Origin of the sequence: Arthrobacter sp. E3 (assembly GCF_017353415.1) — a bacterium.
Classification (GTDB): Bacteria; Actinomycetota; Actinomycetes; order Actinomycetales; family Micrococcaceae; genus Specibacter.
Map to the genome: position 1 here is coordinate 50,120 of NZ_JAFMPX010000016.1, position 23,247 is coordinate 73,366.

21 protein-coding genes and 2 riboswitches are annotated in these 23,247 nt (G+C 61.3%); of the genes, 10 read left to right on the forward strand and 11 right to left on the reverse strand.

Translation table 11 applies throughout. The features are described from left to right. The first annotated feature begins 36 nt into the window (after nt 1-36). On the forward strand, nt 37-1,515 hold the full coding sequence (locus tag JMA46_RS08865; protein WP_207344979.1) for a sulfatase-like hydrolase/transferase: 1,479 nt from the start codon (nt 37-39) through the stop codon (nt 1,513-1,515). Between the two features lie 7 nt (nt 1,516-1,522). On the opposite strand, the gene JMA46_RS08870 is transcribed toward JMA46_RS08865, so the two are convergent. The 4 genes from JMA46_RS08870 to JMA46_RS08885 are packed head-to-tail and all read right to left on the reverse strand — an operon-like array spanning nt 1,523 to nt 6,137. Next, nucleotides 1,523-2,434, reverse strand: coding sequence for a class I SAM-dependent methyltransferase (locus JMA46_RS08870; protein ID WP_207344980.1), 912 nt, complete (start codon nt 2,432-2,434; stop codon nt 1,523-1,525). Further along, on the reverse strand, nt 2,391-4,064 hold the full coding sequence (locus JMA46_RS08875; RefSeq protein ID WP_207344981.1) for a DNA repair helicase XPB: 1,674 nt from the start codon (nt 4,062-4,064) through the stop codon (nt 2,391-2,393). Before JMA46_RS08875 ends, JMA46_RS08870 begins: the two co-directional genes overlap by 44 nt. Next, nucleotides 4,057-5,880, reverse strand: a complete 1,824-nt coding sequence (locus JMA46_RS08880; RefSeq protein WP_207344982.1) for a helicase-associated domain-containing protein — start codon at nt 5,878-5,880, stop codon at nt 4,057-4,059. Before JMA46_RS08880 ends, JMA46_RS08875 begins: the two co-directional genes overlap by 8 nt. A 17-nt stretch (nt 5,881-5,897) precedes the next feature. After that, nucleotides 5,898-6,137 (reverse strand): hypothetical protein, encoded by a 240-nt coding sequence (locus JMA46_RS08885; protein ID WP_207344983.1) that lies wholly within the window; start codon nt 6,135-6,137, stop codon nt 5,898-5,900. 200 nt (nt 6,138-6,337) lie between these two features. On the opposite strand from JMA46_RS08885, the gene JMA46_RS08890 reads away from it, so the two are divergent. Then, complete coding sequence (locus JMA46_RS08890) at nt 6,338-6,718, forward strand: cold shock domain-containing protein (protein ID WP_207344984.1); 381 nt, start codon at nt 6,338-6,340, stop codon at nt 6,716-6,718. Nucleotides 6,719-6,729: 11 nt separating this feature from the next. After that, nucleotides 6,730-7,251, forward strand: a complete 522-nt coding sequence (locus JMA46_RS08895) for a DUF3027 domain-containing protein (protein ID WP_207344985.1) — start codon at nt 6,730-6,732, stop codon at nt 7,249-7,251. A gap of 75 nt (nt 7,252-7,326) precedes the next feature. On the opposite strand, the gene serC is transcribed toward JMA46_RS08895, so the two are convergent. After that, nucleotides 7,327-8,454 (reverse strand): phosphoserine transaminase, encoded by a 1,128-nt coding sequence (gene serC, locus JMA46_RS08900; RefSeq protein ID WP_207344986.1) that lies wholly within the window; start codon nt 8,452-8,454, stop codon nt 7,327-7,329. A 226-nt stretch (nt 8,455-8,680) separates the two neighbouring features. Here serC and JMA46_RS08905 point away from each other — a divergent pair, with 226 nt between their 5' ends. The 3 genes from JMA46_RS08905 to JMA46_RS08915 all read left to right on the forward strand — a co-directional run bounded on the left by JMA46_RS08905 (nt 8,681) and on the right by JMA46_RS08915 (nt 11,831). After that, on the forward strand, nt 8,681-9,376 hold the full coding sequence (locus JMA46_RS08905) for a metal-dependent transcriptional regulator (RefSeq protein ID WP_207344987.1): 696 nt from the start codon (nt 8,681-8,683) through the stop codon (nt 9,374-9,376). A 169-nt stretch (nt 9,377-9,545) separates the two neighbouring features. Then, nucleotides 9,546-9,798: riboswitch (cyclic di-AMP (ydaO/yuaA leader) on the forward strand. A gap of 98 nt (nt 9,799-9,896) precedes the next feature. Then, nucleotides 9,897-10,610 carry a M23 family metallopeptidase gene (locus tag JMA46_RS08910; protein WP_207344988.1) on the forward strand — a complete coding sequence of 238 codons (714 nt, stop codon included), beginning with the start codon at nt 9,897-9,899 and terminating at the stop codon, nt 10,608-10,610. Between the two features lie 119 nt (nt 10,611-10,729). Continuing rightward, nucleotides 10,730-10,963: riboswitch (cyclic di-AMP (ydaO/yuaA leader) on the forward strand. A gap of 61 nt (nt 10,964-11,024) precedes the next feature. Next, complete coding sequence (locus tag JMA46_RS08915) at nt 11,025-11,831, forward strand: NlpC/P60 family protein (protein ID WP_207344989.1); 807 nt, start codon at nt 11,025-11,027, stop codon at nt 11,829-11,831. A gap of 192 nt (nt 11,832-12,023) precedes the next feature. Here JMA46_RS08915 and JMA46_RS08920 read toward each other — a convergent pair whose 3' ends face one another. Together JMA46_RS08920 and JMA46_RS08925 are read right to left on the reverse strand one after the other, a co-directional pair. Continuing rightward, complete coding sequence (locus JMA46_RS08920; protein ID WP_207344990.1) at nt 12,024-13,760, reverse strand: MDR family MFS transporter; 1,737 nt, start codon at nt 13,758-13,760, stop codon at nt 12,024-12,026. A gap of 142 nt (nt 13,761-13,902) precedes the next feature. Continuing rightward, nucleotides 13,903-14,580 carry a TetR/AcrR family transcriptional regulator gene (locus JMA46_RS08925; RefSeq protein ID WP_207344991.1) on the reverse strand — a complete coding sequence of 226 codons (678 nt, stop codon included), beginning with the start codon at nt 14,578-14,580 and terminating at the stop codon, nt 13,903-13,905. Between the two features lie 159 nt (nt 14,581-14,739). Between JMA46_RS08925 and JMA46_RS08930 the strand changes: the two genes are divergently transcribed. Genes JMA46_RS08930 through JMA46_RS08935 form a run of 3 tightly spaced genes read left to right on the forward strand, consistent with a single transcriptional unit; the run spans nt 14,740 to nt 17,053 of the window. Then, nucleotides 14,740-15,444 (forward strand): NTP transferase domain-containing protein, encoded by a 705-nt coding sequence (locus tag JMA46_RS08930; protein WP_348770100.1) that lies wholly within the window; start codon nt 14,740-14,742, stop codon nt 15,442-15,444. Continuing rightward, nucleotides 15,445-15,768, forward strand: coding sequence for a DUF6457 domain-containing protein (locus JMA46_RS17185; protein WP_348770101.1), 324 nt, complete (start codon nt 15,445-15,447; stop codon nt 15,766-15,768). A gap of 7 nt (nt 15,769-15,775) precedes the next feature. Next, on the forward strand, nt 15,776-17,053 hold the full coding sequence (locus tag JMA46_RS08935; RefSeq protein WP_207344992.1) for a molybdopterin molybdotransferase MoeA: 1,278 nt from the start codon (nt 15,776-15,778) through the stop codon (nt 17,051-17,053). Nucleotides 17,054-17,186: 133 nt separating this feature from the next. Here the strand turns inward: JMA46_RS08935 and JMA46_RS08940 are convergent, their stop codons facing one another. Continuing rightward, nucleotides 17,187-19,514, reverse strand: coding sequence for an FdhF/YdeP family oxidoreductase (locus JMA46_RS08940; RefSeq protein ID WP_207344993.1), 2,328 nt, complete (start codon nt 19,512-19,514; stop codon nt 17,187-17,189). 67 nt (nt 19,515-19,581) lie between these two features. On the opposite strand from JMA46_RS08940, the gene fdhD reads away from it, so the two are divergent. Then, nucleotides 19,582-20,415 (forward strand): formate dehydrogenase accessory sulfurtransferase FdhD, encoded by an 834-nt coding sequence (gene fdhD, locus JMA46_RS08945; RefSeq protein WP_207344994.1) that lies wholly within the window; start codon nt 19,582-19,584, stop codon nt 20,413-20,415. A gap of 9 nt (nt 20,416-20,424) precedes the next feature. Here the strand turns inward: fdhD and JMA46_RS08950 are convergent, their stop codons facing one another. Genes JMA46_RS08950 through JMA46_RS08960 form a run of 3 tightly spaced genes read right to left on the reverse strand, consistent with a single transcriptional unit; the run spans nt 20,425 to nt 23,113 of the window. Continuing rightward, nucleotides 20,425-20,805, reverse strand: a complete 381-nt coding sequence (locus JMA46_RS08950) for a hypothetical protein (protein ID WP_207344995.1) — start codon at nt 20,803-20,805, stop codon at nt 20,425-20,427. A gap of 50 nt (nt 20,806-20,855) precedes the next feature. Next, a complete protein-coding gene (locus tag JMA46_RS17450; protein ID WP_207344996.1) occupies nt 20,856-22,286 on the reverse strand; it encodes a hypothetical protein in 1,431 nt (476 codons plus the stop codon). Next, nucleotides 22,283-23,113: a hypothetical protein gene (locus JMA46_RS08960; RefSeq protein WP_207344997.1), complete on the reverse strand. Its 831-nt coding sequence runs from the start codon at nt 23,111-23,113 to the stop codon at nt 22,283-22,285. Before JMA46_RS08960 ends, JMA46_RS17450 begins: the two co-directional genes overlap by 4 nt. Nucleotides 23,114-23,247: the final 134 nt, after the last annotated feature.

Consider the following 23,247-nt stretch of genomic DNA (forward strand, 5'->3'; position numbering starts at 1 on the left):
CTGCCCACACCAACGCCGAGTACGCGAAGGATCGCCATGACCACCCCCGCCACATCCAGCCAGCCGAACACCAGTCAGCCGACCAGCAGCCAGCCGAACACCCGCCAGCCGAACATCATGATCATCATTTCCGATGACCATGGCTACGCAGACCGCTCAATCTTGGGTGTTCAGGGCGACGTGAGCACTCCTGCGCTGGACCGCCTCGCCGAGCAGGGTGCCTCCTATTCCAACGCCTACGTCACGGCTCCCATTTGCTCTCCGTCGCGGGCCGGGCTTGCCGCTGGTTGCTACCAGCAGCGGTGGGGTGCGCGCTGGTTCACGGATTCGGAAATCTGCCCGCCCCAGGTGCCCACGATTGCGGAATTGCTGCGCGGGGAGGGCTACGCCACCGGTTACTTCGGGAAAGTCCACTACGGCACCGAGCACAGCGGTGACCGTGGCACGCCCCCGCAGCACGGCTATGACGAGTCGTTCTACGGGCTGGCCGGGGAATCCATGGGCCGGCTCAACTACCTGCACCACTCCGAAGAGTCGGTGCAGGACTATGGCGAGGCTGCCTTCCCTATGGCCGTCCAGCCGCTGTGGAACGGGGAGGAGCCGCAGGAACTGGAAGGCTTCCTCACGGATGCCATCGGCGAACGCACCCGGCAGTTCGTCGCCGACCATGCAGAGACGCCCTTTTTGGCAACCGTTGCCTTCAACGCCGTGCACAATTTTTGCTGGCAGCTTCCGGCCGAGGAGCTTGCGAAGCGCGGTCTGCCCTCCTATGATGACTGGAACCCGGGTGCCGGGGAATACATTGACTGGTACGACGGCGCCATCAGTCCCCACTTGGAAAACGGCCGGGCCTACTATTTGGCCCAGTTGGAATTGATGGATGCGCAGATCGGGCTCATCTTGGACCAGCTGGATGAGCTGGGCTTGGCCGAGGATACGATCGTCATCTACCTGACGGACAACGGCGGATCCACGTGCAATTATGGTGTGAACCTGCCACTGCGCGGCACCAAATACACGCTGTGGGAGGGCGGAGTCAGGGTCCCGTTGCTGCTGCGCTGGCCAGGCCGCGTCGCAGCAGGGGAAACCCGCACCGGGCTCACCAGCGCCATGGACATTGTGCCCACGGCGCTCGCAGCCGCCGGTGCTGAGGCGGGCGCTTATGCGCACACGGATGGGATTGATCTGCTGGCACCAACGGACGCGTCCGACGGCGCAGCCAGCGGACACGCGGCACTGCACTGGGATTGTGGCTGGCAATGGTCAGTGCGAAAAGGCGACTGGAAACTGCAGTGGGTGGAACCGGGCTCTCCGGTTGCGGAGGCCATCAGGGACGTTGAGCACGCCGAACCTGGTAGCGGCTACTACCTGTGCAACTTGGCCGCCGACCCGGCCGAGGCCACCAATCTTCACGACACGGAGCCTTCCATTGCGGCAGAACTTCTGGCTCTGCACTATGCATGGGCAGCCAGCATTGCAGGCGGGCGCTCATTGTCGGAGACCGGCGGAAACTAGCGGCAGCTCAGGGCAGGAGCGCGTAGATCTCCACAGGTGCCAACAGGCCTGCGCGGAAGGCACGCAGCAGATTGGCGAACTGGGTGTTCTGCACCCCCTGGGAGCCGCTGCCGGCCATGCCCTTTTCCAGAAATATGGCAGACTCCGCGAGGGGCGTGCGAGCCTCAAAGTCAACGCTGAACCCGGCTTGGGCCAGCGCGTCGCTGTAGGCAAGTGGCGGTTGCAGGAAGGACGTCCCGGGGGTGTTGGCCCAAGGCAGGGGATACTCCTCGACATCCCCGCCCATGAGCATGACGTCGTACACGGCCAGCACCGACCCGGGCCGTAGGACCCGGGCAGCCTCGGCAAAGAGTATGTCCTTGTCCTGGATGTTCATGCCAACGTGAAACATCACGGCAGCGTCAAAGGAATCCGCGGCAAAAGGCAGGGAGAGGGCGTTGCCCAAAGTGAACTCAACCGAATAAGCCAGCCCCGTGCGTCGCGTGAGGGACGTTGCCACGGCCACAAATTCCTCCGTCAGTTCCACCCCGTGGACAGTGGCTCCACAGTGGTGGGCCAGATAGCGGGCCACCCCGCCAAGCCCTGAACCGATGTCCAGCACGTGCTGGCCTGCAGCGATGCCAGCCCGCTCGGCCACCCGGGCCGTTGCTGCCGGACCGCCCACATGCAGTTGGTCAATGACGTGGAGTGCGGCAACGTCAAAACGCTCAGGGTCAAAGGGCTTCTCGGCGGTGGCTGCGGCGGCGAGCCTGCGCAGGATTTGCTGCTCAGTAGTGCCGCTGGTGTAGTGCGCGGCAACCGACTCCTCGATGCCCATGGCTTCTCCTGGTAGGTGCAACGGCAGGAAGCCCAGTGCGGCCCCTGAGATCTTGATCCTACTCCTGAAGATCCTGCGGGGCACGGGGAGCATCATGGGCATCCAGAATCCTGTACGCATAGCCTTGTTCAGCGAGAAAGCGCTGGCGTTTGGCGGCAAAGTCGGCATCGATGGTGTCACGGGCCACCAGGGTGTAGAAGCGGGCGGTCCGCCCGTCGGCCTTGGGCCGCATGAGCCGGCCAAGACGCTGTGCTTCCTCTTGGCGCGAACCAAACGCACCGGAGACTTGGATCGCAACGGAAGCTTCAGGTAGGTCGATGGAAAAGTTTGCCACCTTGGAGACCACCAGCGTGGAAATCCGCCCTTCCCTGAACGCGCCAAAGAGCCGTTCCCGCTCCTTAACCGGCGTTGAGCCCTTGATCAACGGAACGTCCAAGCGGGAGGCCAGCTCGTCAAGTTGGTCAATGTACTGCCCAATGACAAGGATTTGTTCCCCGGCATGGGCTGCCACCAGCTGTTGGGCCACCTCGGACTTGGCCAGGGACGTGGCGCACCTGCGGTACTTCTCGCCGTCGTCCGCTGTTGCATAGGCAAGGCGCTCCGAGCGGGCCAAATCGACACGGACCTCCACGCAATCTGCCGGGGCAATGTAGCCCTGAGACTCGATGTCCTTCCACGGCGCGTCGTAGCGTTTGGGCCCGATCAAGGCGAAAACCTCGCCTTCCCGGCCGTCCTCGCGCACCAAGGTGGCGGTCAGGCCCAGCCGGCGGCGTGCCTGGAGCTCGGCCGTCATGCGGAAGATGGGTGCCGGCAGCAGGTGGACTTCGTCGTAGATCAGCAGGCCCCAATCGTTGGCATCCAGCAGATCCAGGTGCTGGTACCTGCCGTGTCGCTTGGTGGTCAGGACCTGGTACGTGGCGATCGTGACGGGTCGCAGTTCCTTCACGGCACCGGAGTATTCGCCAATCTCGTTCTCCGTCAACGTGGTCCGTTTGAGCAGTTCGGTCTTCCACTGCCGCGCTGAGAGTGTATTGGTGACAAGGATCAGCGTGGTGGTTCCGGAAGCCGCCATGGCGGCTGCACCAACGATCGTCTTCCCAGCCCCGCACGGGAGCACCACGACGCCGGATCCGCCCGCCCAGAAGTTTTCCACAGCAATGCGTTGGTACTGGCGCAGCGACCATGGCGCAGATCCGGTATTTTCCGTCAGTGCAATCGGGTGCGAGGTTCCGTCCACATAGCCAGCCAGGTCCTCAGCGGGCCAGCCCGCCTTCAGGAGCAGCGCCTTGAGCTCTCCGCGGGCGGATCCGTGCACCACCACGGACAGCGCATCGATCCGCGCACCCAGCAGTGCGGCGATCTTCTTGCCATGGGCCACTTCGGCCAAGATCAGTTCGTCGTCGCTGCGCAACACCAGTCCGTGCTGTGGATCCTTCTCCAGCCGCAGCCGCCCGTACCGCGCCATGGTCTCGGCAATGTCCAGCAGCAGCGCATGCGGCACTGGATACCGTGAGTAGTGGAGCAAGGTGTCCACCACCTGTTCAGCATCCAAGCCGGCAGCGCGCGCATTCCACAAGCCCAGCGGAGTGATCCGGTAGCTGTGCATGTGTTCCGGCGCCCGTTCCAGGTCAGCAAAAGCGGCGATTGCGTGCCGCGCCTCAGTGGAATCCGGGTGTGCCACCTCCAACAGAATCGTTTTATCGCCTTGCACGATCAGCGGCCCGTCAGCCATGGGGCCCCTCCTGTTTGTCCTGCTGCTTGTCCTGCACCGGCTCCGCAGCCACAATGCGGTGAATGCTGAAACGGCGCTCCTGCCCCGTGTCAGGCAATCTTGCGCGGAGCGTGCCCGCTTCAAACGATACGGGCCGCAGTACTATGCGTTCAATAGTGCCCGTGGTGTCCACAGCGTGCAGCCTGACCTGTGCACCCTGCGCCATGGCTCCCCGCAACGCCTCAATCACCAGAGCTGGACCGGATTCCCCACCACCCGCATCAGCCCAGATGGGCCGGCTGCGCAGTTTGGCAATGTGCGCCTGAACTTCATCGAGTGCTGTTTCCGGACGCATGGTTTCGGCACGTTCGGTTCCGGTGCGTACGAATTCGGCACTTATGGCGCCGGCTCGTGGCTGCGGCGTTATCGAGGGCTGCGGCGGCTCGGTGACGCCGGCGCTGGTTGCCGCTGTGATGAAGTATCGAAGAGATTGTGGCACAGCTGTGCTGCAATGAAGCTGTAAAAAGTTGAGGATCGCGTGTTCATCCAGGCCTGCACGGACGGCGTTCTCCAACGAGCCCTGACTGAAACGGTAAATGCCGGCCGTGCCATGACCCTCTGGTGTTGCCATGAGTTTGAGTTGTGCGGCCACGGTCGGTGCCAGGAAACCTGGGGCAACTGCTGTCAGGTCGCCCTGGATGAGAAAATGCTCGATCGGCGCTGGCAGCAGCCCGCCCACGCAGGCGGCGGCAGCGTCCCAATCTGCGTTCGCTGCTGCAAACCCCGCGTTGGAGAGCGCACCTGCACCCGTGACTCCCATCAGTTCAAGCTCGGCCAGGATGCCCGGCAACTGCAGGGCCATCTGCTCACTCTGGCGTGGATGCAACCAGATTAAGAGGGAGAGCAGACTCGCTTCGGTCGGAGCAGCGAAGGTGGATGTGCTTGTGCTGGTGGCAGCTGCCGCCTGGCTATTCAGTAGGGCCAGTGCCGAAACAACGTTGTGGCGCCACGTTGCTCCCTGCCGGTGCGGCGCAGCCGGAGCCAAAGGTCGTGTGATGCTTGGGGCCTGTGCGGTGGGCATGGCTTGCCGATCGTTGTGAAGCCATGCCTGCACCAGCACGATCCATCGCCCCGAGCGGTCCGCAGCACTCTCGTCGGTTTCGGTGACCCGCCACAGCTGGGCGGTGCTGTCCAGCGTGAGCAGCCCTGCTGCGGCGGCCAACTCAAGGTAAAAGCACAGTTGTGCTTCATCCATGAATGTGGATTTGGCCAGCATCCGCAAGGTGCGCAGTCCTACGGCTCCGCCGCGCAACGAGTCAACACCAGTGGTTGAGACTACATCGAGCAGTATGGCCATGCCGCGCAGGAGCGAATCGATGGCCCCTGCTGAGGCGTTGTCCCTCATTCTGGCCGGGACCGGGACGGATTCTGAAGGTGGAGGCAGGACACGCAGCGGCACCTCTGCAGCGAACTTGCTGCCCAAGGCCGGTGCAACGGAGGCGAGGGGAAGGAAGTGGTGGGTGCCGGCGTCGTGCTCCAACTGCTTTTGCTTGGGAGAGCCCTCAAGAACAAGAGCCAACTCATGCAGCCCGGTCAGGAATGGGTCATGGAGGGCGGATTGGGTGCCGGTATGAAGCGCGGACAAGGTCTGCAGTTGCGGGACGTTGAGCCTGTCCAGGGCCAGCTCGATGCTCGCCCGCATGGAAAGCCGCGCGGCCAGGGCGGCGAAGTCGGGCACGGGAGGGGTCATGGCATCAGGGCGCAGGAGCAGCAGCCGCAGTAGCCCCGTGTCGGAACGGGCAGCCAGTTCTGCAGCAAAGGCGGCCAATGTGCCCATGGTCGCAGTGGGAAGACTCAGAGCCGGCGTCGGATGGCCACCGACCGCAGGATGCTGGCGCCCATCATCAAAAATGCTGCGGGAAGGGCGATCATGGCGATCCAGTTGAAGCCGGGCCACGGGGTGCCGCCGGCCCATTTACTCAGCAACACCACGATCAGGGCGACAAGCGCAGCAAGGGCCAAGGCCATCGCTGTGTAGTTGAAGATCTGCCATCCACGGTTCACGGTTTGCGGTGCAGAAAAAAGTTGGCTCATGAACATAACGCTAACAGCGGACAGGTTTGGCACAAAGCCGCAGCAGTTTGCCCAACACGGTAACCTAGAAGCGAGTAGGGCTGCACAATCCGTGACTAAAGGCACCGGCCGTTCATTTCACGGCCCCGTCCTGAGCGAACATGTTTCGCATCGGCACAGGACACGGCTCGCCGCAACATGATTCTTAAGGGGTAAAGCAAGTGCCTATCGGCAAAGTGAAGTGGTACGACAACGAAAAAGGCTTCGGCATCATCGCTGCCGACGACGGCCGTGAAGTTTTCCTGCGCGCAAACGCCCTGCCTGCGAACGCGGGCGACATCAAGCCCGGCATGCGCATGGAATTTGGTGTCGCCGATGGACGCAAGGGCGCCCAAGCCATGGCTGCAAAAATCCTTGATCGCAGCGCTTCCGTTGCCAAGGCGAAGCGGATGCCCGCTCGTGACCTGGCCCCGATTGTGCAGGACGTGGTTTCCTTGCTGGAAAGCTCCATTGGATCCCTGACCAACGGCAAGTATCCTGACGGCGACGCGAGCAAGATTGCCGCAGCGCTGCGCAAGGTTGCCGACAACTTCGACGCATAACGGTGCCCATCATGACCGAACTTCCCGACGAACTCGCCGCACCCTCCTCTCCCAGCGAAACGCCGCGCCCCGGCGTTCCGCTTTGGCGACTGGGAAAGCCAGATGCCTTTCTGGCTGCAGACGTGGCCACTGCCCGCACCGCTGTGCAGGAGATTGCAGGTCCGGATGACATCGGGGAGCATCTCGGTGCCCGTAGTGAGGGCATCCGATGTGTGAGCCACCTGTTTGAGTCAAAGAAGCCCGGATATCAGGGCTGGGTGTGGTTCGCCACGCTCTCCCGAGTGGCACGGGACAAGGGTGCCACCGTCAATGAGGTGGGGATGCTGCCCACAAACGACTCCGTGCTGGCCCCGGCCTGGGTGCCCTGGTCTGAGCGCGTGCGGCCCGAAGACACGGAACACGAAGAGCCTCAGCGTGTTGCCGCAGCGGCCAGTTCCGCTGAGGTTGAAGCCGAAGCTGGTGCGGACGAGGTTGACGAGGCACGCCCTGTCGAAACTGATGACCAGGATGACGGCGACAGCGGACGAGCATAAATAAAAGACATCTATAAAAAGTGGGCCCCGACGGATTCCGGCGGGGCCCACTCCTTATATAGGTACCTATGGTGCTTAGAGGTTTTCGATCACGTAGTCGATGCACTTGGTCAGCGCGGTGATGTCGTCCGGCTCGATGGCCACGAACGTGGCAATGCGCAATTGATTGCGGCCCAGCTTGCGGTACGGCTCGGTGTCCACGATGCCGTTGGCACGCAGGACTTTGGCAATGACGCCAGCGTCAACGGACTCGTCAAAGTCGATCGTGACAATGACGTTTGAACGGTCCTCGGGCTTCACCACGAACGGGGTGGCCACCTTGGAGGCTTCAGCCCAGGAGTACAGCCGCCCTGCCGAGTCAGCGGTGCGTGCCGAGGCGAAATCAAGACCGCCGTTGGCGTTGAGCCACTGAACCTGGTTGTTGAGCGTGACAAGAGTGGAGAGCGCAGGCGTGTTGTACGTCTGGTTCTTCAAGGAGTTGTCAATGGCGGTGGTGAGGTTCAGGAAGTCCGGAACCCAGCGGTTGGAGGCACCAATGCAGGCTGCCCGCTCCAGCGCGGCGGGAGAGAACAGCCCAAGCCACAGTCCGCCGTCGGACGCAAAGTTCTTCTGCGGAGCGAAGTAGTAAACATCGCTCTCACGCACATCCACGGCGAGGCCGCCAGCTGCTGAGGTTGCATCGATCAACACCAGCGCGCCGTCGTCTGCTCCAGCAACGCGCCGGACGGGGGCGGAAACACCGGTGGAGGTCTCGTTCTGCGGCCAGGCATAGGCATCCACGCCGGCCTCGGCCACTGACACGGGACGGGTGCCCGGCTCGGCCTTGCGGATGGAGGAGGCCTCCAGGAACGGAGCGTTGTTGGTGGCGGAGGAAAACTTTGAGCCGAACTCGCCAAAGGAGAGGTGCTGGGCCTTGTTTTCAACCAAGCCAAAGGACGCTACATCCCAGAACGCAGTGGAGCCGCCAACGCCCAGGATTACCTCGTAGTCGTCAGGGGCGCCAAAGAAGTCCTTGAGGCCGCTGCGCACCTCGCCCACGAGGTTCTTCACGGGAGCCTGACGGTGCGAGGTGCCCAGGAGTGAGGAGCCGGCCGCGGAGAGCGCCGCGATCTGCTCGGCTCGAACTTTGGAGGGGCCAGCGCCAAAACGGCCGTCGGCCGGGCGCAAGTTGGCGGGGATGGTGAGAGGCGTGGATTCGCTCACGAGTTGCTCCAAAAATTATGTGTTGGAAGGTGTTTGGCCCCAAGGGCTGAGGTCAATTCTGCCGCAGAATCGGCCTCAAGAGAAAAATGAGCCAAGTGGAGGAAATCTCGTGACATGCAATGAGTTCCGCAGAGTGGAGTTGTTTCCTCGTATTGCGGCGATCAGGATAACGTAGACAGTAATAAGGTTGCTCTAAAATCTTGCCCAATTACCGGAGGTTGCTGACATGGCTGATCTGATTGACACGACAGAAATGTACTTGCGCACCATCTTGGAGCTGGAAGAAGAGAACATCGTCGCGCTGCGGGCCCGCATCGCAGAGCGCTTGCACCATTCAGGTCCCACGGTCTCCCAAACCATCGGACGAATGGAACGCGACGGGCTTGTCATTGTTTCCGGTGACAGGCATCTTGAACTGACGCCGGAAGGCCGAAGCAAGGCCACCCGCGTCATGCGCAAGCACCGCCTTGCAGAGCGGCTTCTGGCCGATGTGATCGGCTTGGACTGGGCCTATGTGCATGAAGAAGCCTGCCGCTGGGAACACGTCATGAGCGAACGCGTCGAGCAACGCCTGTTTGAACTGTTGGGCAAACCAGAGGAGTCCCCCTACGGCAACCCGATTCCTGGGCTTGAAGAGCTGGGCGGCGAAGTTGCTCCCCTCTTCTCCGCAGGGCTGCAGACCCTTGTCAATGCCATGACAACGTACTCAGCTGGGCAGGAAGTAGTCATTCATCGCCTGTCCGAGCGCATTCAAGTGGAGCCGGAACTGCTGGCCCAGCTCGATGAGGGCGGGTTGCGCCCGGGAGCCAGGATCTCCCTGGAAAGGGTAGGGGAGTACATCTCGGTTCGCGTGCCCGGTATAGAAGGTGCGCTGGAGCTGCCCCCCGAAGTAGCCTCCCACATCTTCGTTTCCATGAGTTAGCTCACAGTGTTCCTCTTTCCTGTGAATTAAAACACAGGGTAAGGTCCCGGATGCCTGCGGAATCCGCCCCAACCTTGGCAGGCGGTTATTGACAATTCAGATAACGGAATTGTTACGATTACCATTTTTACCGTATAGTGGCGAACTGGCGCCGTAATCAAAGCGTTACCATCCTGCGACACCGAACCTTGCCTTCGCAGGCTGGTCATTCATCACTGAGGCAAGGACGGAGGAACCACATTCGGCAGACAAATAAGTCTGCCTTGGGGTGAAGTCCTCGCTTGCAACCACATCAGCTTTCGACGCAGTCCATCTGACTGCTCCATGGCTACTCGTGTGCCAAAAGCGTGGGCCGGAGAACAGAAACACTCTCAGATCCGAATCCGACAGCTAACTTCGCAGGTGCTTTACAGAGAGGCAATTTGTGTCAGACGTTAAACTGCGAGGCCGCCGTCGTGCGTCGTCGCCGGCATCCCACGCGACCGTGACAGCTCCCGGCGGTCGCCGTGAAGCTTTGACCATGGAGCGCGCAAACTCCACATCAACCATTTCGGTGGCTGCACGCTTGCGCACCGGCTCCGCCAGCGGAGCAGGCCAAAAAGTCGGTGTCGCGATGGCTGCAACAGGCTTGCTCCTTGCAGTCACCCTGCCCACCGCACAGGGTGTAAACACCGAAAACATGGAGCCCGTGGCCGCTACGTCCGTGGAAACCGTTGTATCGGCGGGGGCTGAGATCCCTATTAGCTTCGCTGTGCCCGAAGTTTCCAGTCATTTGAACCCGGACGGACAGCTCAAGGAAACCCTGAAAGTCAAGGCGTCCAATGTCACGCGGCAGGCAGCCAAGGGAACCCTCTCGGCGCCATTGAAGTCGATGGAGATGAGCTCACCCTTCGGCGGACGGATCAACCCGCTCACCGGACAAATGGGTGAACAGCACACCGGCCAGGACTTTGCCATTGCCTGTGGCAACCAAGTACTTTCAGCTGCTGGCGGGGTCGTCACGTTCGCAGGCTGGCACAGCTACGGTGGAGGCAACCGCGTGGTCGTGGACCACGGCAACGGCCTCTCAACGTCCTACAACCACATGAGCGAGATCAGCGTCAAGGTCGGCCAGACGGTCGCTCGCGCCGCTCAGGTGGGCGTCAGTGGCACCACCGGCGCTTCCACCGGCTGCCACCTGCACTTCGAAGTGATCGTGGACGACGAAACCGTCGACCCGATCGACTGGCTTTAATTCCTACACAAGCGGAGTTAAGTTGCGACTTAGTCACATGACCGTGACCTGAACGTGACATTAGGAAAAAACTGTTGTACCGTCGTAACCGCGTCTACTTCCAATAAAAGTAAGCGCCCATGAATAGATTGCCTAGCTCTGCCACTGCTCATGGTCCGTTCGTATCAATCGTCTGGCAGGGGCGGGGGAACCAAAAATCGGACTTCGCACTTAGCTGAAGTCCTTGGGGTGAAGCCGCGAAACGTTCAACATAAAAAAAGATCACATGATCTTTTCTGTGTCCAAACGTGGAGCGGCCGGGTGACTCCCATCCGAATCCGACAGCTTACCTCGCAGGCATTGGGAGAGGAAACCTTCTTGGCTTCAAATACTGCCCTTGGGCGCCACCGCGCCCAGGCTACTAAGACCACTTCGATGTCAACTATCAAAAAAGCCGTCAGCTCCAACGCTGGCGGGGTTGGCCGTCAAGCAGCCGTTATCGTTGCGGCCTCAGGTCTCGTACTGACTTCCGGCATCGCAGCAAACGCAGCTACCCCCACCGTCGAGCGTGCCTCTGACGGTGCAACTACGCTAAACATGAACACGGGACTTGCTTCCGCGATCACGGCAGCATCCACGGTGAAGATTTCCTTCGCCGCACCCAGCATCACCTCCACCCCCGCTCCGGCTCCTGTCGTTGAAAAGCCGGTAGTTGTAGCGGCCCAGAGCAACGAAGTTGTTGCAGAGCCCGCAGCAGAAGTTGTAGCAGCCCCCGCAGCAGAAGTTGCAGCAGCACCTGCTGTAGCAGCACCTGCTGTAGCAGCACCGGCTCCGGCAGCACCGGCTCCGGCAGCACAAGTAACCGTCAACACGCCAGCTCCTGTGAAGGCTGCTCCGAAGGTCACCAAGAGCGGCATCGGCGCCACCATCGCCAGCGCAGCACTGTCCCAGCTCGGCGTTGCCCAGGACTGCACGGCGCTTGCCAGCAACTCACTGGCTGCCGCTGGAATCAACTTCCACGACTGGCCGGCAGGCTACCTGAGCTTGGGTCGCACGGTTTCGGCCGCCGAAGCCCAGCCCGGTGACCTCATTTACTACGCAGACGGCGGCATGGGCATGGCTCACATCGCTGTTTACATTGGCAACGGCCAGGCCGTCCACGGTGGATGGAATGGCGGCACGACCGCAATCTTCTCCGCCAATGTTGGCTCGGGCCCCGTCTTCATTGCGATGGGCCACTAATACGGTTTTACCCCAATGAACCCCGTCCTCGGACGGGGTTCATTTATTTAACCTGTCTGTGCCTTTTGGTTGGCCGAATTGTGCCGCCTCTCACAAAATGTGCATCGAAACGGGACCAGTGGACAATGTTTTTCGGTCAACATTGTCAACTACTGCAAATTCGAATGTGGGATGAGGCTGCCACCACCGGCTTCAGCCGCTGACGTTGCCGACTTCTCGCTGTGTGGAGGCTACATGCCTTGCCGCAGCATGTCTGCCCTGCGCATGCACACTCTTTGCATCGACACTTGCATTGGCACCTTCCACCGCCGCGACCCCGGCATGAGCGCCCTGGGCATTTTCAAGGGGAGGAGCAACACCGGCAGGATCAGCGTCCACCATCTTCACGGTCTCGCGATCAATGCTGGTGGCCAGCGGGATCTCCTTGATGAACAACAGCAAGATGCCCGCCAGCAGAAGCAGCGGAACCATATAAACGAAAATGGGTGTCAGCGCGTCATTGTAGGAGCCGATAACAATGGAGCGCACCTGATCGGGGAGCTTGCGCACAATTTGAGGAGTCAGCGAGTTCAAGCTGCCGGCTCCCTGCCCTGAACCGCCTCCGCTGCCAGCCATACGTTCGGTCAGGATTTGCGTCAGCCGGTGAGCGAACAAGCTGCCCACAACGGCCGATCCCAGCGAAGCACCGATTTGGCGGAAGTAGTTGTTGGATGCAGTGGCCATGCCGACTTGGGAATTCGGAAACTGGTTTTGCACAATCAACACCAGGATCTGCATGCTGGTGCCCAAGCCAATGCCCATGATGGCCAGGTATACGCAAATGACCCACACGGGCATCGAAACCGTCATGCTGGACAGCAGCACCAGTGCGAACGCCACGATGAACATGCCGGTGATGGGGAGCCACTTGTAGCGGCCGGTCTTGCTGACCAGCTGTCCGGACACGATAGAGGTTACGAGCAGCCCAGCCATCATGGGGATCATGAGGAAACCTGCTTGTGTTGCGTTGGCCCCCGTGACCATCTGCAAGTAGGTCGGCAGGTACGCGAGCGTGCCGAACATGGCGATGCCCGTGATTAGACCGGCCGCTGTGGTGAGGTTGAAGTTGCGGTCCTTGAACAGGTGCAGCGACATGATGGGGTGGTCGGCCCGGTGTTCAATCCACACAAACAAGGCTGCGGCGGCTATGGTTCCTGCACTCATGCCGATGATCTGAGGAGAAGTCCAGTCGTATTTGGTGCCGCCCCATGTGCTCACCAACACCAGCAATGTCGAGGTGATGCCCAGCAACGCCATGCCAGCAACGTCGATACGGGCTTTGTTGCGCGGGTGTTTGGGCAGGCGCAGGAAGAGCAGTGCGGAAATGATGGCCAATATCCCCAGCGGAATATTCATCCACAAGCCCCACCGCCAACCGATCCCATCGGTAAACCAGCCGCCCAGCAAGGGCCCAGCCACGGATGACAGTGCAAAGACCCCACCCATCACTCCCATGTACCGCCCACGCTCACGGGCCGGGACGACGTCGGCAATAATCGCCTGCGACAGCAGCATCAAGCCACCGCCGCCGAGACCCTGAACTCCCCGGCCAATGATCAGCCACGTCATGTCCTGGGCAAATCCACCCACAATGGAGCCGAAGATGAACACCGAAATGGCGCCGATGAACAAGCCTTTGCGGCCAATCAAGTCCCCGAGCTTCCCGTAAATTGGCAGCATGATGGTAGAGGCCAGGATGTAAATGGTGATGACCCAGAGCATTTCGTCGACGCCATTGAGCTCGCCAACAATGGTGGGCAGGGCCGTACTGAAAATAGTTTGGTCAAGGGATGCAAGCAGCATCGTGAGCATGAGCCCGGCAAAAACAAGCAGGATGCTGCGACGATCACTCGTGACGGGCGGATGCGCCGTTTGGGTCATTGTAGTCATTGGGAGTTCCTCGTGGCCGGATGTGTTCAGGCGGCTTTGGTGGGGTTGATGAAAGGGGGAGCACGACGGCGTGCTGGCGCAGTCGGGTGAGGGCGGCGTTGCTCAGCCGCGGGTACCGCCGGTGACGGCTGGTGGTGGAGGTTTACGGCCAGTGTTCGTTGCTGGCAATGCGGTGCACCAGGGCGGAGGTGTTCCGGACCAGTTCCTCGGGTGTGGTGGAGAAGTTGTCGGCCACCCACTTCTGCATGGCAAAGCGCATGGCACCTGAGACCAAGGCAACCACCAGGTGTGCTTCATCGGCCAGATCCGGGGTTTTGGCGTTGTTGCGGCCTTGGAAGCGGTACCGCTCCAACACGTAGCCCACGTAGGTTTCTTCCAGCTCGCTGATGCGCGACTTTTCCTTGTGGAGCAGTTCGGGTGTCTCGTGGATGAGCTGACGCCTGGCCTGGAATAGCTCCAGGTTGGAATCCACCTCGACAAGGGAATCCGCGATCAAGGTGAAAAGGTCGTCAAACACTCCTGAATTGTTGCTTTCCACAAACGTACGCCGCCGTTGTTCACTGGGCATGGCCCTGTTGGGGCTCGCGTATACGCCCTCTTTGCTGCCGAAGTAGTTGAAGAAGGTCCGGGGTGAGATTTTACTGGCCGAGCAGATCATGTCCACTGTGACATGTTCGTAGCCGTGCTCAAGACCGAGTTCAATGGCAGCGCGCCGGATGGACAGCCGTGTGGCGGCGCGTTTTCTGTTGCGCAGCGAGTCGGATGATGTCGTTGCGCCAAGATGTTGAATGCTCATCATGACTCCAGTGATATGCAGCATGTGCCTTGTGTCACTTATCGGCACGAAACAAGCATAAGTGCAGTTCCTGCAAATATGCAGTGAATGCACGATACAGCTTCAGCCACATGAATAGGGAGGTCCTGGCGGGTGCGCCTTGGGCGGATAATATTGCAGCATGTGGACTTTGAAGGGGTTGCCGTGATTGCCGTGATTCTGGCCGGTGGCATGTCCCGGAGGCTGGGGGGAGTGCCCAAAGCGGGGCTGCTGCTCGAGGGCCAAACGTTGCTGGCCCGGACGGTGAACGGAGCAATGGCGGCAATTGAGCAAGGATTCATCCAGCCAGCTACAGGGGATGGTGGCGAAGGCGCCGGAGCGCGAATCGCTGTCGTCGGTCCCGTGGACAAGACCCGGGATTGGATCCGCGGTGCCCGAAGCCATGGCCAAGTGTTGTTTGTGCAGGAGGATCCGCCATACTCGGGCCCTGCAGCAGGGATAGCCGCTGGTTTGGCCGCTCTGGCTGCCCAGGCATTGCCGGCATTGGACGAGGAAGCGGATTCCGGGCACGTGCTTGTGCTCGCTTGCGACATGCCACGCGCCGGGGAGATTGCCGTGCTGCTCATGGATTCGCTGGCTGGTTGCAAAGCGGGAAGTGGCATCATGGCCGTGGATGATGGGCGGAAACAGCCGCTCGCCGGGATCTATCCGCTGGCGGCCCTTTCTGCGGCGGTGGATGCGGCACGGCAGGCGGGCAAGCTGGAGAATGCCTCGGTTTTCTCCTTGCTTGCTAGTGTGTTCATCAAGGAATGCGTGGTCCCACTTGGGCTGAGCACGGACATCGACACTTGGCAGGACGCCCACGCTCAGGGTATTGACGCGTGGCCTGCCGAGGCGGAAGGGCAGTAAGTGGAGAATCACGACGAGCTTTTGCAGGAATGGACGGACAAGCTGCTGGCGGCCTTTGAAATAGCCGACATCAACGTGGACGTCCACGCAGTGTTGAACGTGGCAGGAGTTGCGGCCCATTCGATCGTGCGCCCTGCCGCACCATTGACGACTTTTATCGCCGGATTGGCTGCCGGCTTAGCCGCTGGATCCGGCCAGGCGGACGAGGCCACAGCCATGAAGGCCGCCCTCGGCATGGCCAAGCAGCTTGCCGCTGCCGAAGCGCCGGCTGCGGCGCCGGCCGCAGCGCAGGCCGGCGCCGCTGAAGCAACTTCCGGGAAGTAGCATTTCCATGGGGGAACACACCGACAATAGCGGCCCCGGCGCCGGCCTGGTCGCTGAAGTAGCAGCGGGCGCTGAGGTACCAGAGGTGGCGGCGGAACCAGCCCGCATTCTGCCGCACACGTGGGAAGAGGCCAGGGCGCTGGCTTGGAGTACGCCTGAACCGCTGCCAGCCCACTCGGTTCCGCTGGCCGCTGCCCTCGGGCGGATTCTGGCACACGACGTGTTCTCCCGCCATGCCATGCCGCACTATGCTTCCTCGGCCATGGATGGTTGGGCCGTTGCCGGCAGTCCGCCGTGGATCCTGGCCGACAAGGGGGCCCGGCTTTCTGCTGGCCAGGCCGTCCCCATCGTCACCGGTGGGCTCATTCCGCGTGGTGCCAAGTCCGTCCTGCGCAGCGAGTCCGGTGAATTGTCCACCGACGACGACGGCCTGCCGGTTCTGGTGCGGGGCGACGCCGCCCGCCCGGGCGAGCCAAAGAACGGGCAGCACATCCGCCCCACCGGCCAAGAGGCGGAGGCTGGCGAACTGCTGATCAAGGCGGGCACCACCCTCAACCCCGCCCACCTTTCCTTGGCGGCGCTCGGTGGCATGGACGAACTGTCTGTTTTGGGCAGGGCTGCCGTGAAGATCGTGCTGACGGGTGATGAAGTGGTGCAGGCGGGAATCCCGGATCCGGGATTTGTCCGTGACGCGTTCTCTCCTCAACTCGGTGCCGTTGTCACCATGCTTGGTGGCGCCGTCGTCGGCCTGCAGCGGGCAGCGGATAACCTGGCGTCCATGCTCGATGCGCTTGTTGATGACGAAGACGAACCCGCCGACGTCATCATCACCACAGGTGCCACGGGGCATTCCGCCGCTGACTTCTTGCGCGAAGCCATCACCGCAATGGGCGGAATCTTCCACGTCCCGCACATTGCCATGCGTCCGGGTCACCCTACACTGCTGGCGGAACTGCCCGACGGTCGCTTCATTGTGGGCCTGCCCGGAAACCCGCTGGCTGCCATGGTGGGGTTGCTGACCCTGGGCGCCCCGCTGCTGGCCAGACTTGGCAGTCTGCCTGAACCGGCCACTGCGGAGGTGGCTTGTGGATCGCCCATCAAGGAGTATCAGGGCCCCACCAGGCTCATGCCTTACAGACTCGTGTATGGACTGGCTTCCCCGTGCGCCAACACCGACTCCGCCATGATGCGCGGACTGGCCGCAGCCGACGGTCTCATGGTCGTCCCACCGCATGGTGCCAAGATGGGCGAGAACCTCACAGCGATGCCCCTTCCCTGGAAGTAGGCGCTGCAGTGCTCAGGCGTGCCGCATGTCCAACTTTGGCGCCTGCGCACCGTTATCCACGGATGTGCCGCCACTCCTGAAGTGGCGCACGGTATCGAATTAACGGTGCGCAGGCGTTCACGTGTTCCAAGGGTCAGGCGACGGGTTCCAGCCTGATGACGACAGATTTCGAGGTGGGCGTGCCGCTGACGTCCGCCTTGGAATCGAGCGGGACCAGCACGTTCGTTTCGGGGTAGTACGCGGCTGCGCAGCCTACGGGCGTGGAGTACGCCACCACCCGGAAATCAGGTGCGCGCCGGTCAACCCCGTCCTTCCATTCGGATACCAGGTTCACCATGGTTCCGTCGGCAATGCCGAAGGAGTCAAGGTCCTTCTGATTCACGAAAACCACGCGGCGGCCGTTCTTGATGCCCCGGTAGCGGTCATCCTTGCCGTAGATGGTGGTGTTGTACTGGTCGTGGGAACGCAGCGTCTGCAACAGCAAGCGGCCCTCGGGCACGCGCGGATATTCCAGCTCATTGGCCGTGAAGTGTGCCAGTCCGGATTGTGTGGTGAAGGAACGCGAATCGCGCGGACCGTGCGGCAGAATGAAGCCGCCGGGCTTGTTGATCTTGGCCTCGAAGTCCTCAAAGCCGGGAACGACGGCGGCAATGTGTGCCCGAATGAGGCTGTAGTCAGCGGCCATAGCCGACCAGTCGGCGACGGGCGCACCGGGGCGAGTAGCGCCGTCGTCCGTCTCAAAAAGGAGCTTGGCCAACCGGCACACAATGGCTACTTCGGAAAGCAGATTGCTCGACGCCGGTGCAAGCCTCCCGCGTGAAGCGTGCATGGCGCTCATGGAGTCCTCGACGGTGACGCGCTGGTCGCCGCCTGCCTGGGTGTCACGCTCGGTACGGCCCAGGGTGGGCAGGATCAGCGCCTGACGGCCGGTGACTAGGTGGGACTTGTTCAGCTTGGTGGAGATCTGCACTGTCAGGGACAGCTTTTTCAGCGCAGCTTCGGTGACATCGGAATCAGGAGTTGCGCGGACAAAGTTCCCGCCCATGCCCATGAATACCGAGGCCTTGCCGTCCCGCATGGCCTCGATGGCCGCGACTGTGTCAAAACCGTCCGGACGCGGGGATGCGAAGGAGAATTCGCGGTCCAGGGCATCGTGGAACTCGGCCGGCATGCGCTCGAAAATGCCCATGGTCCGGTCGCCCTGGACGTTGGAGTGGCCGCGGACGGGGCACACACCGGCGCCGGGTTTGCCAATGTTGCCCTGCAAAAGCAGCACGTTGACCACGTCGCGCAGCATGGCCACGGAGTGTTTGTGCTGGGTCAGGCCCATCGCCCAGCAGACCACGGTGGCCTTGGATGCCAGCAGCCGCTCGCCCGTGGCACGAATTTGGGCTTCGCTGAGCCCTGTCGCCGTGACGATTTCCGTCCACGTGACGGTTTCGAGCTGGGTCAGGTATTCGCCCAGGCCCGTGGTGTGCGCCTCGATGAAGTCCGTGTCGAACACCCGCCCGGCCTGCAGGGATCCGGGGCGGCGTTGTTCCTCGAGCAGGAACTTGCCCAGGCCTTGGAAAAGTGCCTGGTCTCCGCCGAGTTTGATCTGCAGGAAGTCATCCGCCAGTGCTGTGCCGCCACCCACCAGCCCCTTGACCGTCTGCGGGTTCTCAAAGCGCATTAGGCCGGCTTCCGGCAGCGGGTTCACGGCCACAATGATGGCGCCGTTCTGCTTCGCTTTTTCCAGCGCGGAGAGCATGCGCGGGTGGTTCGTACCGGGGTTTTGGCCGGCGATGATGATCAGCTCGGCCTTGTACATGTCCTCCAGCGACACCGACCCCTTGCCGATGCCAATGGTCTCCGTCAGCGCTGAACCGCTGGATTCGTGGCACATGTTCGAGCAGTCCGGCAGGTTGTTCGTGCCCAGCCCGCGCACCATCAGCTGGTACAGGAACGCCGCTTCATTGGACGTGCGGCCCGAGGTGTAGAAGATCGACTCGTCGGGATGGCCCAGCGCCTTGAGCTCGTCGGCGAGCAACCCCAGAGCACGCTCCCAAGAGACCGGAACGTAGTGCTCGGCACCTTCGGCCAGGAACATCGGGTCGGTCAGCCTGCCTTGCTGGCCGAGCCGGAAATCGTCCCATTCGAGGAGTTCGGCCACCGTGTGTTCGGCAAAGAACGACGGCGGCACGCGCCTTTTCGTGGCTTCCTCGGCGACCGCTTTGGCCCCGTTTTCACAAAACTCCGCCGCGTGGCGCTTGTCGCCTTCCGGCCATGCGCAACCGGGGCAGTCGAAACCGTCTTTTTGGTTGAGCCGCAGAAGGGTCCGGGCGGTGCGGACCGGACCCATCTGGGTCAAGGCGGCCTCCATGGAATGCATGATGCCGGGAATGCCCACCGCCGTTTTTTGCACGCTGCCTACGGAGAGCCGTGCTTCGTCAATGTTCTCGCGGGGCGCTTTGCCAGCCATGTTGGTTCCCTTCGGCGTTGAGCATCTACTGTAGACCTTAGACGATATTTCTTTTTGGAGGATGACAATGGGACGACTGATCCATCGGGTCAAGGCCACGAGGATTGATCTGGCCGGTGGTCGCCGTGTGCTGCGCGAAGAAGCGCTGGCAGCGGAAGAGCCCTTGGAAATCCGGTTGGGCCATGAATCCTTTAGCGTGACGATGCGAACGCCCGGCGATGATTTTGACTTGGTGTCCGGATTCTTGGTTTCCGAAGGCATCATTTATGAGCCGGAACAACTGATTTCACTGCGCTTTTGCGCCGGCGAGGACGAAAACGGCCAGCAGACCTTCAATGTGGTGGAAGCCCAGTTGCGCCCCGATGTTGCCCTGCCACTGCCGGCTGCACAGCGGCATGTGACCACCTCCAGCGCCTGCGGGATCTGCGGCACGGCCTCCATAGATGCAGTACATAAGTCATCACACTTTCCCATGAGGGCCGGGTTGGATGAGCCTTTGATTGCTGCGACGGTGCTGGCAGGGCTGCCAGACTCTTTGCGCGAGCAGCAGAAACTGTTTGAAAAAACAGGCGGCGTGCATGCTGCCGGACTATTTTCTGCGGATGGGGAACTGATGAGCGTGCGCGAGGACGTAGGCCGGCACAACGCCGTGGACAAAGTGCTGGGGGCGGCTTTTCGGGAACGGATGCTGCCACTTTCCAGCAGCATCCTGCAGGTGTCGGGGCGCGCGTCCTTTGAACTCGTTCAAAAGGCTGCGATGGCAGGGGTGCCGATGCTCGCGGCCGTGAGTGCGCCGTCGTCCCTGGCTGTTGAATTGGCACGCAGCACAGGGCTCACCCTTGTCGGTTTCAGCCGCGGCGACACGCTGAACGTGTACACGCATGCGGGGCGCGTGGGCTGATGCCTGCCGTCAGCCACCGCCCGCGTACTTGCGGATCTCCTCGACAGTGGGTGATTGACGCAAACCGAGCACATCCGGACGGATTCCGTTCTCCACCGAGCCATCTGGAAACACGTAGAAATACACGGGGCTGAGGGGTTTGAGTGTGCTGGAGGCAGCAGAAAAAGCCTTCAACGAATTATCCAACACGGTGAGAAGATCCGCGGTGGGGGAGGCCGTGACTCGAACTGTCACTGTGGCGCCCATGCCGCCCGGGTCCGTGTAGACAACGTTGCTCGTCACTACGTCTGGCACGGCTTCCAGTGCGGCAGTTGCTTCCGCGACAAAGAGATCCCCTGCCTTCTGGGGATCACCAGAGCAGGCGCCCAAGAGCCAGGTTAGAAGTCCCACGAGTATGAGAATAGCAATTTTTCGCAGCATACTTTTCCTCACCATTGCGGCTATCGGCTGAAGGCAACGTCAACGGCTGAGACCTTGGAGGGGTCATCCGTAATGAACCTCTGAGTTGAGTCGCTGTTTTCAAAGTCTGCGACGCCGGGGTATTTTCCTGTCTGCATCAAGTCTGCCCTATAGGTATTCTGATCGTGCATGGCACCGACGAATTCCCCAGGGGACCCGTTGAACGACGGATTGTCCGTATAGACGATGTTGACGTTGGGAGGCTGGTGGTAGACCATGCCGGTGTTTAAAAGTCCTTGACCGTCAAACATTGGGACTACATCGTGAGGATGGGCAATTGCCAGATAGTTGATGCCGGGATCTATTGCATAGGGCTGGGTTGGGGAACCTGCAGTCAGGACGTTGGTCACATTGTATTTTTGTGTGAACGACTCGTCTGTTGCCAGCTCTTGAGCGATCATGCCGCCTTGGCTGTGGCCAACCAACATCACCGGTGCATCTGGGGGTATGCCAGCCTTCGCCATGGCCTCGGCGACTGCTTGGCTAGCGGCCGAGGATTGACCTGAGACCAGCCGGATGTTGCTCGTGTAGTCCAAGGGGTTCTTATTTCCGTTGGCTGTGTCGATTTCCGTGCCGGGCACGTTCACGATGTAGGCGAATGATCCGTCAGGCTGTTCGACTTTGACGATTCGTACACTTGCACTTTGGTTTCCGTCGGCGTCCGTTGCCGAGTAGGCACTCAAGACACCGTCAAAAATGTTTGCGACACTGCTTGGCTGTTGCAACGGGATGTTGCTGCTGTGGCCAACAGCCGTCGGTTCGCCTACCTCCGGTTCGCTTTCACGGAACCAGTTCAAGTTGACCTGTCCGAACGTCAAGTTGGCCACTGTCGCGTCAATCGTGCCCCCTCCCACGAGCACTGCTGAGGCAAGCAGCGAGATTAGCGAAGGTGGTTCTCCCCACAAGGATTGGACGGGTAGGGAAAGCAGATGCAACATGTTGCCGTAAACATTCGCATTCGCTTGGAAAATTGGGTTGGACTTGATCTCCTCACCAAGCCAGCCGAGACCGTCCTTGAGCACATCCACGACGTCGCCAGCTGCGTCTTTGGCTCCGTCGGCTACATTTCCGACACCGTCGGTGAAGTCGTCCCACAGGTCTTTGGCACCATCGAGCAGGTCTGCCAGTGGGTCGCCGCCGCCATAAACGGCACTTGCGCGTTCCTGCTCGGCGATGTTGCGCAGGATAACTGAGGCGACGTGCTCGAGTTCCTTGGCCGTCCTGTTCAGGACAGTGCGGTTGCCTGGCCACTGCGAGTGAAACCGCTGGCTGTCAGCGCCGCTCCATCCAGTCCGGGTAACGGTCTGATTCAGCTGCGCACTGGTGCGTTCCAGCTGGTGGGCGGAGTGCTTGAGCAGCTTGACCAATTCACGGCAGTCCTGCGGGTCGAGTCCAAGCATTCCGCCGGTCACGGGTTTTCACCCCGCTCAAGTAAGGCCAGGGCATCATGGGCACCAACCACAGCAAACAGCAGTTCATTGGCGATGTGCCCAGCAGGAACTTTGGTCAAACGCAGCTCCGGGGCGTCCCCGCTGCGCGTTGTCACCGAATACAGGCAGCCATCCTGGACGGTCCACATCCCTGCCCACGCTCGGGCTGGCTGCCCTTCGGCGGCTGTGACAACACCGAGCGTGATGTTGGCATCTTCATCGTTGATCAAATGCGCGGCCGGTTCCGCCAGCGTGGCGGGATCAGCTCCTGCACCAACCACCACTGCCGGTGCTGAATCCAATGGCGCAGCCTTAGCGCCGGCCCGGACAACGTCCAATGGCGGCAGTAGCCGGGCAGTGGCCCCCCATACATGTTCCTCGTCGAAAAGGGTGATCTCCATGCTGTCTTCGCTGCCGGTAATCACCGTTCCCTGCCCCTCACGCTCGGACAGGTGCCTCTGGTGCGCGGCCAAACCCCGCCCTGCCCTTAGTCCCAGCATGCTTGTGGTGCTGACACCGTTGTAGGTTGCCCGTGCCGTGATTGTGATGGGCGCTGTGAGGAGAAGTGCGACGGCGCCCATCCACTGCCGTGTCACCTCACCTACCGCCGGGGAAAGGCCGAGCTCCTTCAGCTCGGCCCAGGCTGCCGCCGCAGCTTCATCAGTCAGCGGTGTCTCCTGGATTCCGTCCGCCGGGGTTGTGGACAGACTCAGCGTGGCGCTTGTCGTTTCGCACACCAGCTGCCACGAGGCAGTGCTGAGCTGGACGCGCCGAAGGACTATGGGCCGAGATGTGCCTGGTTCAGTCATGAATTTCCCTAGGTGTGTGGGTCAGTAGCGTTTTGATGGGCGGGCTGGTGCCGGCGGGAATTTGGGCTGGAGTTGAGCATTTTGGTGCTGCGGCCGGCCGGGAGCGATGAAAAGGGGGTGGGTGCCCTGCGAGG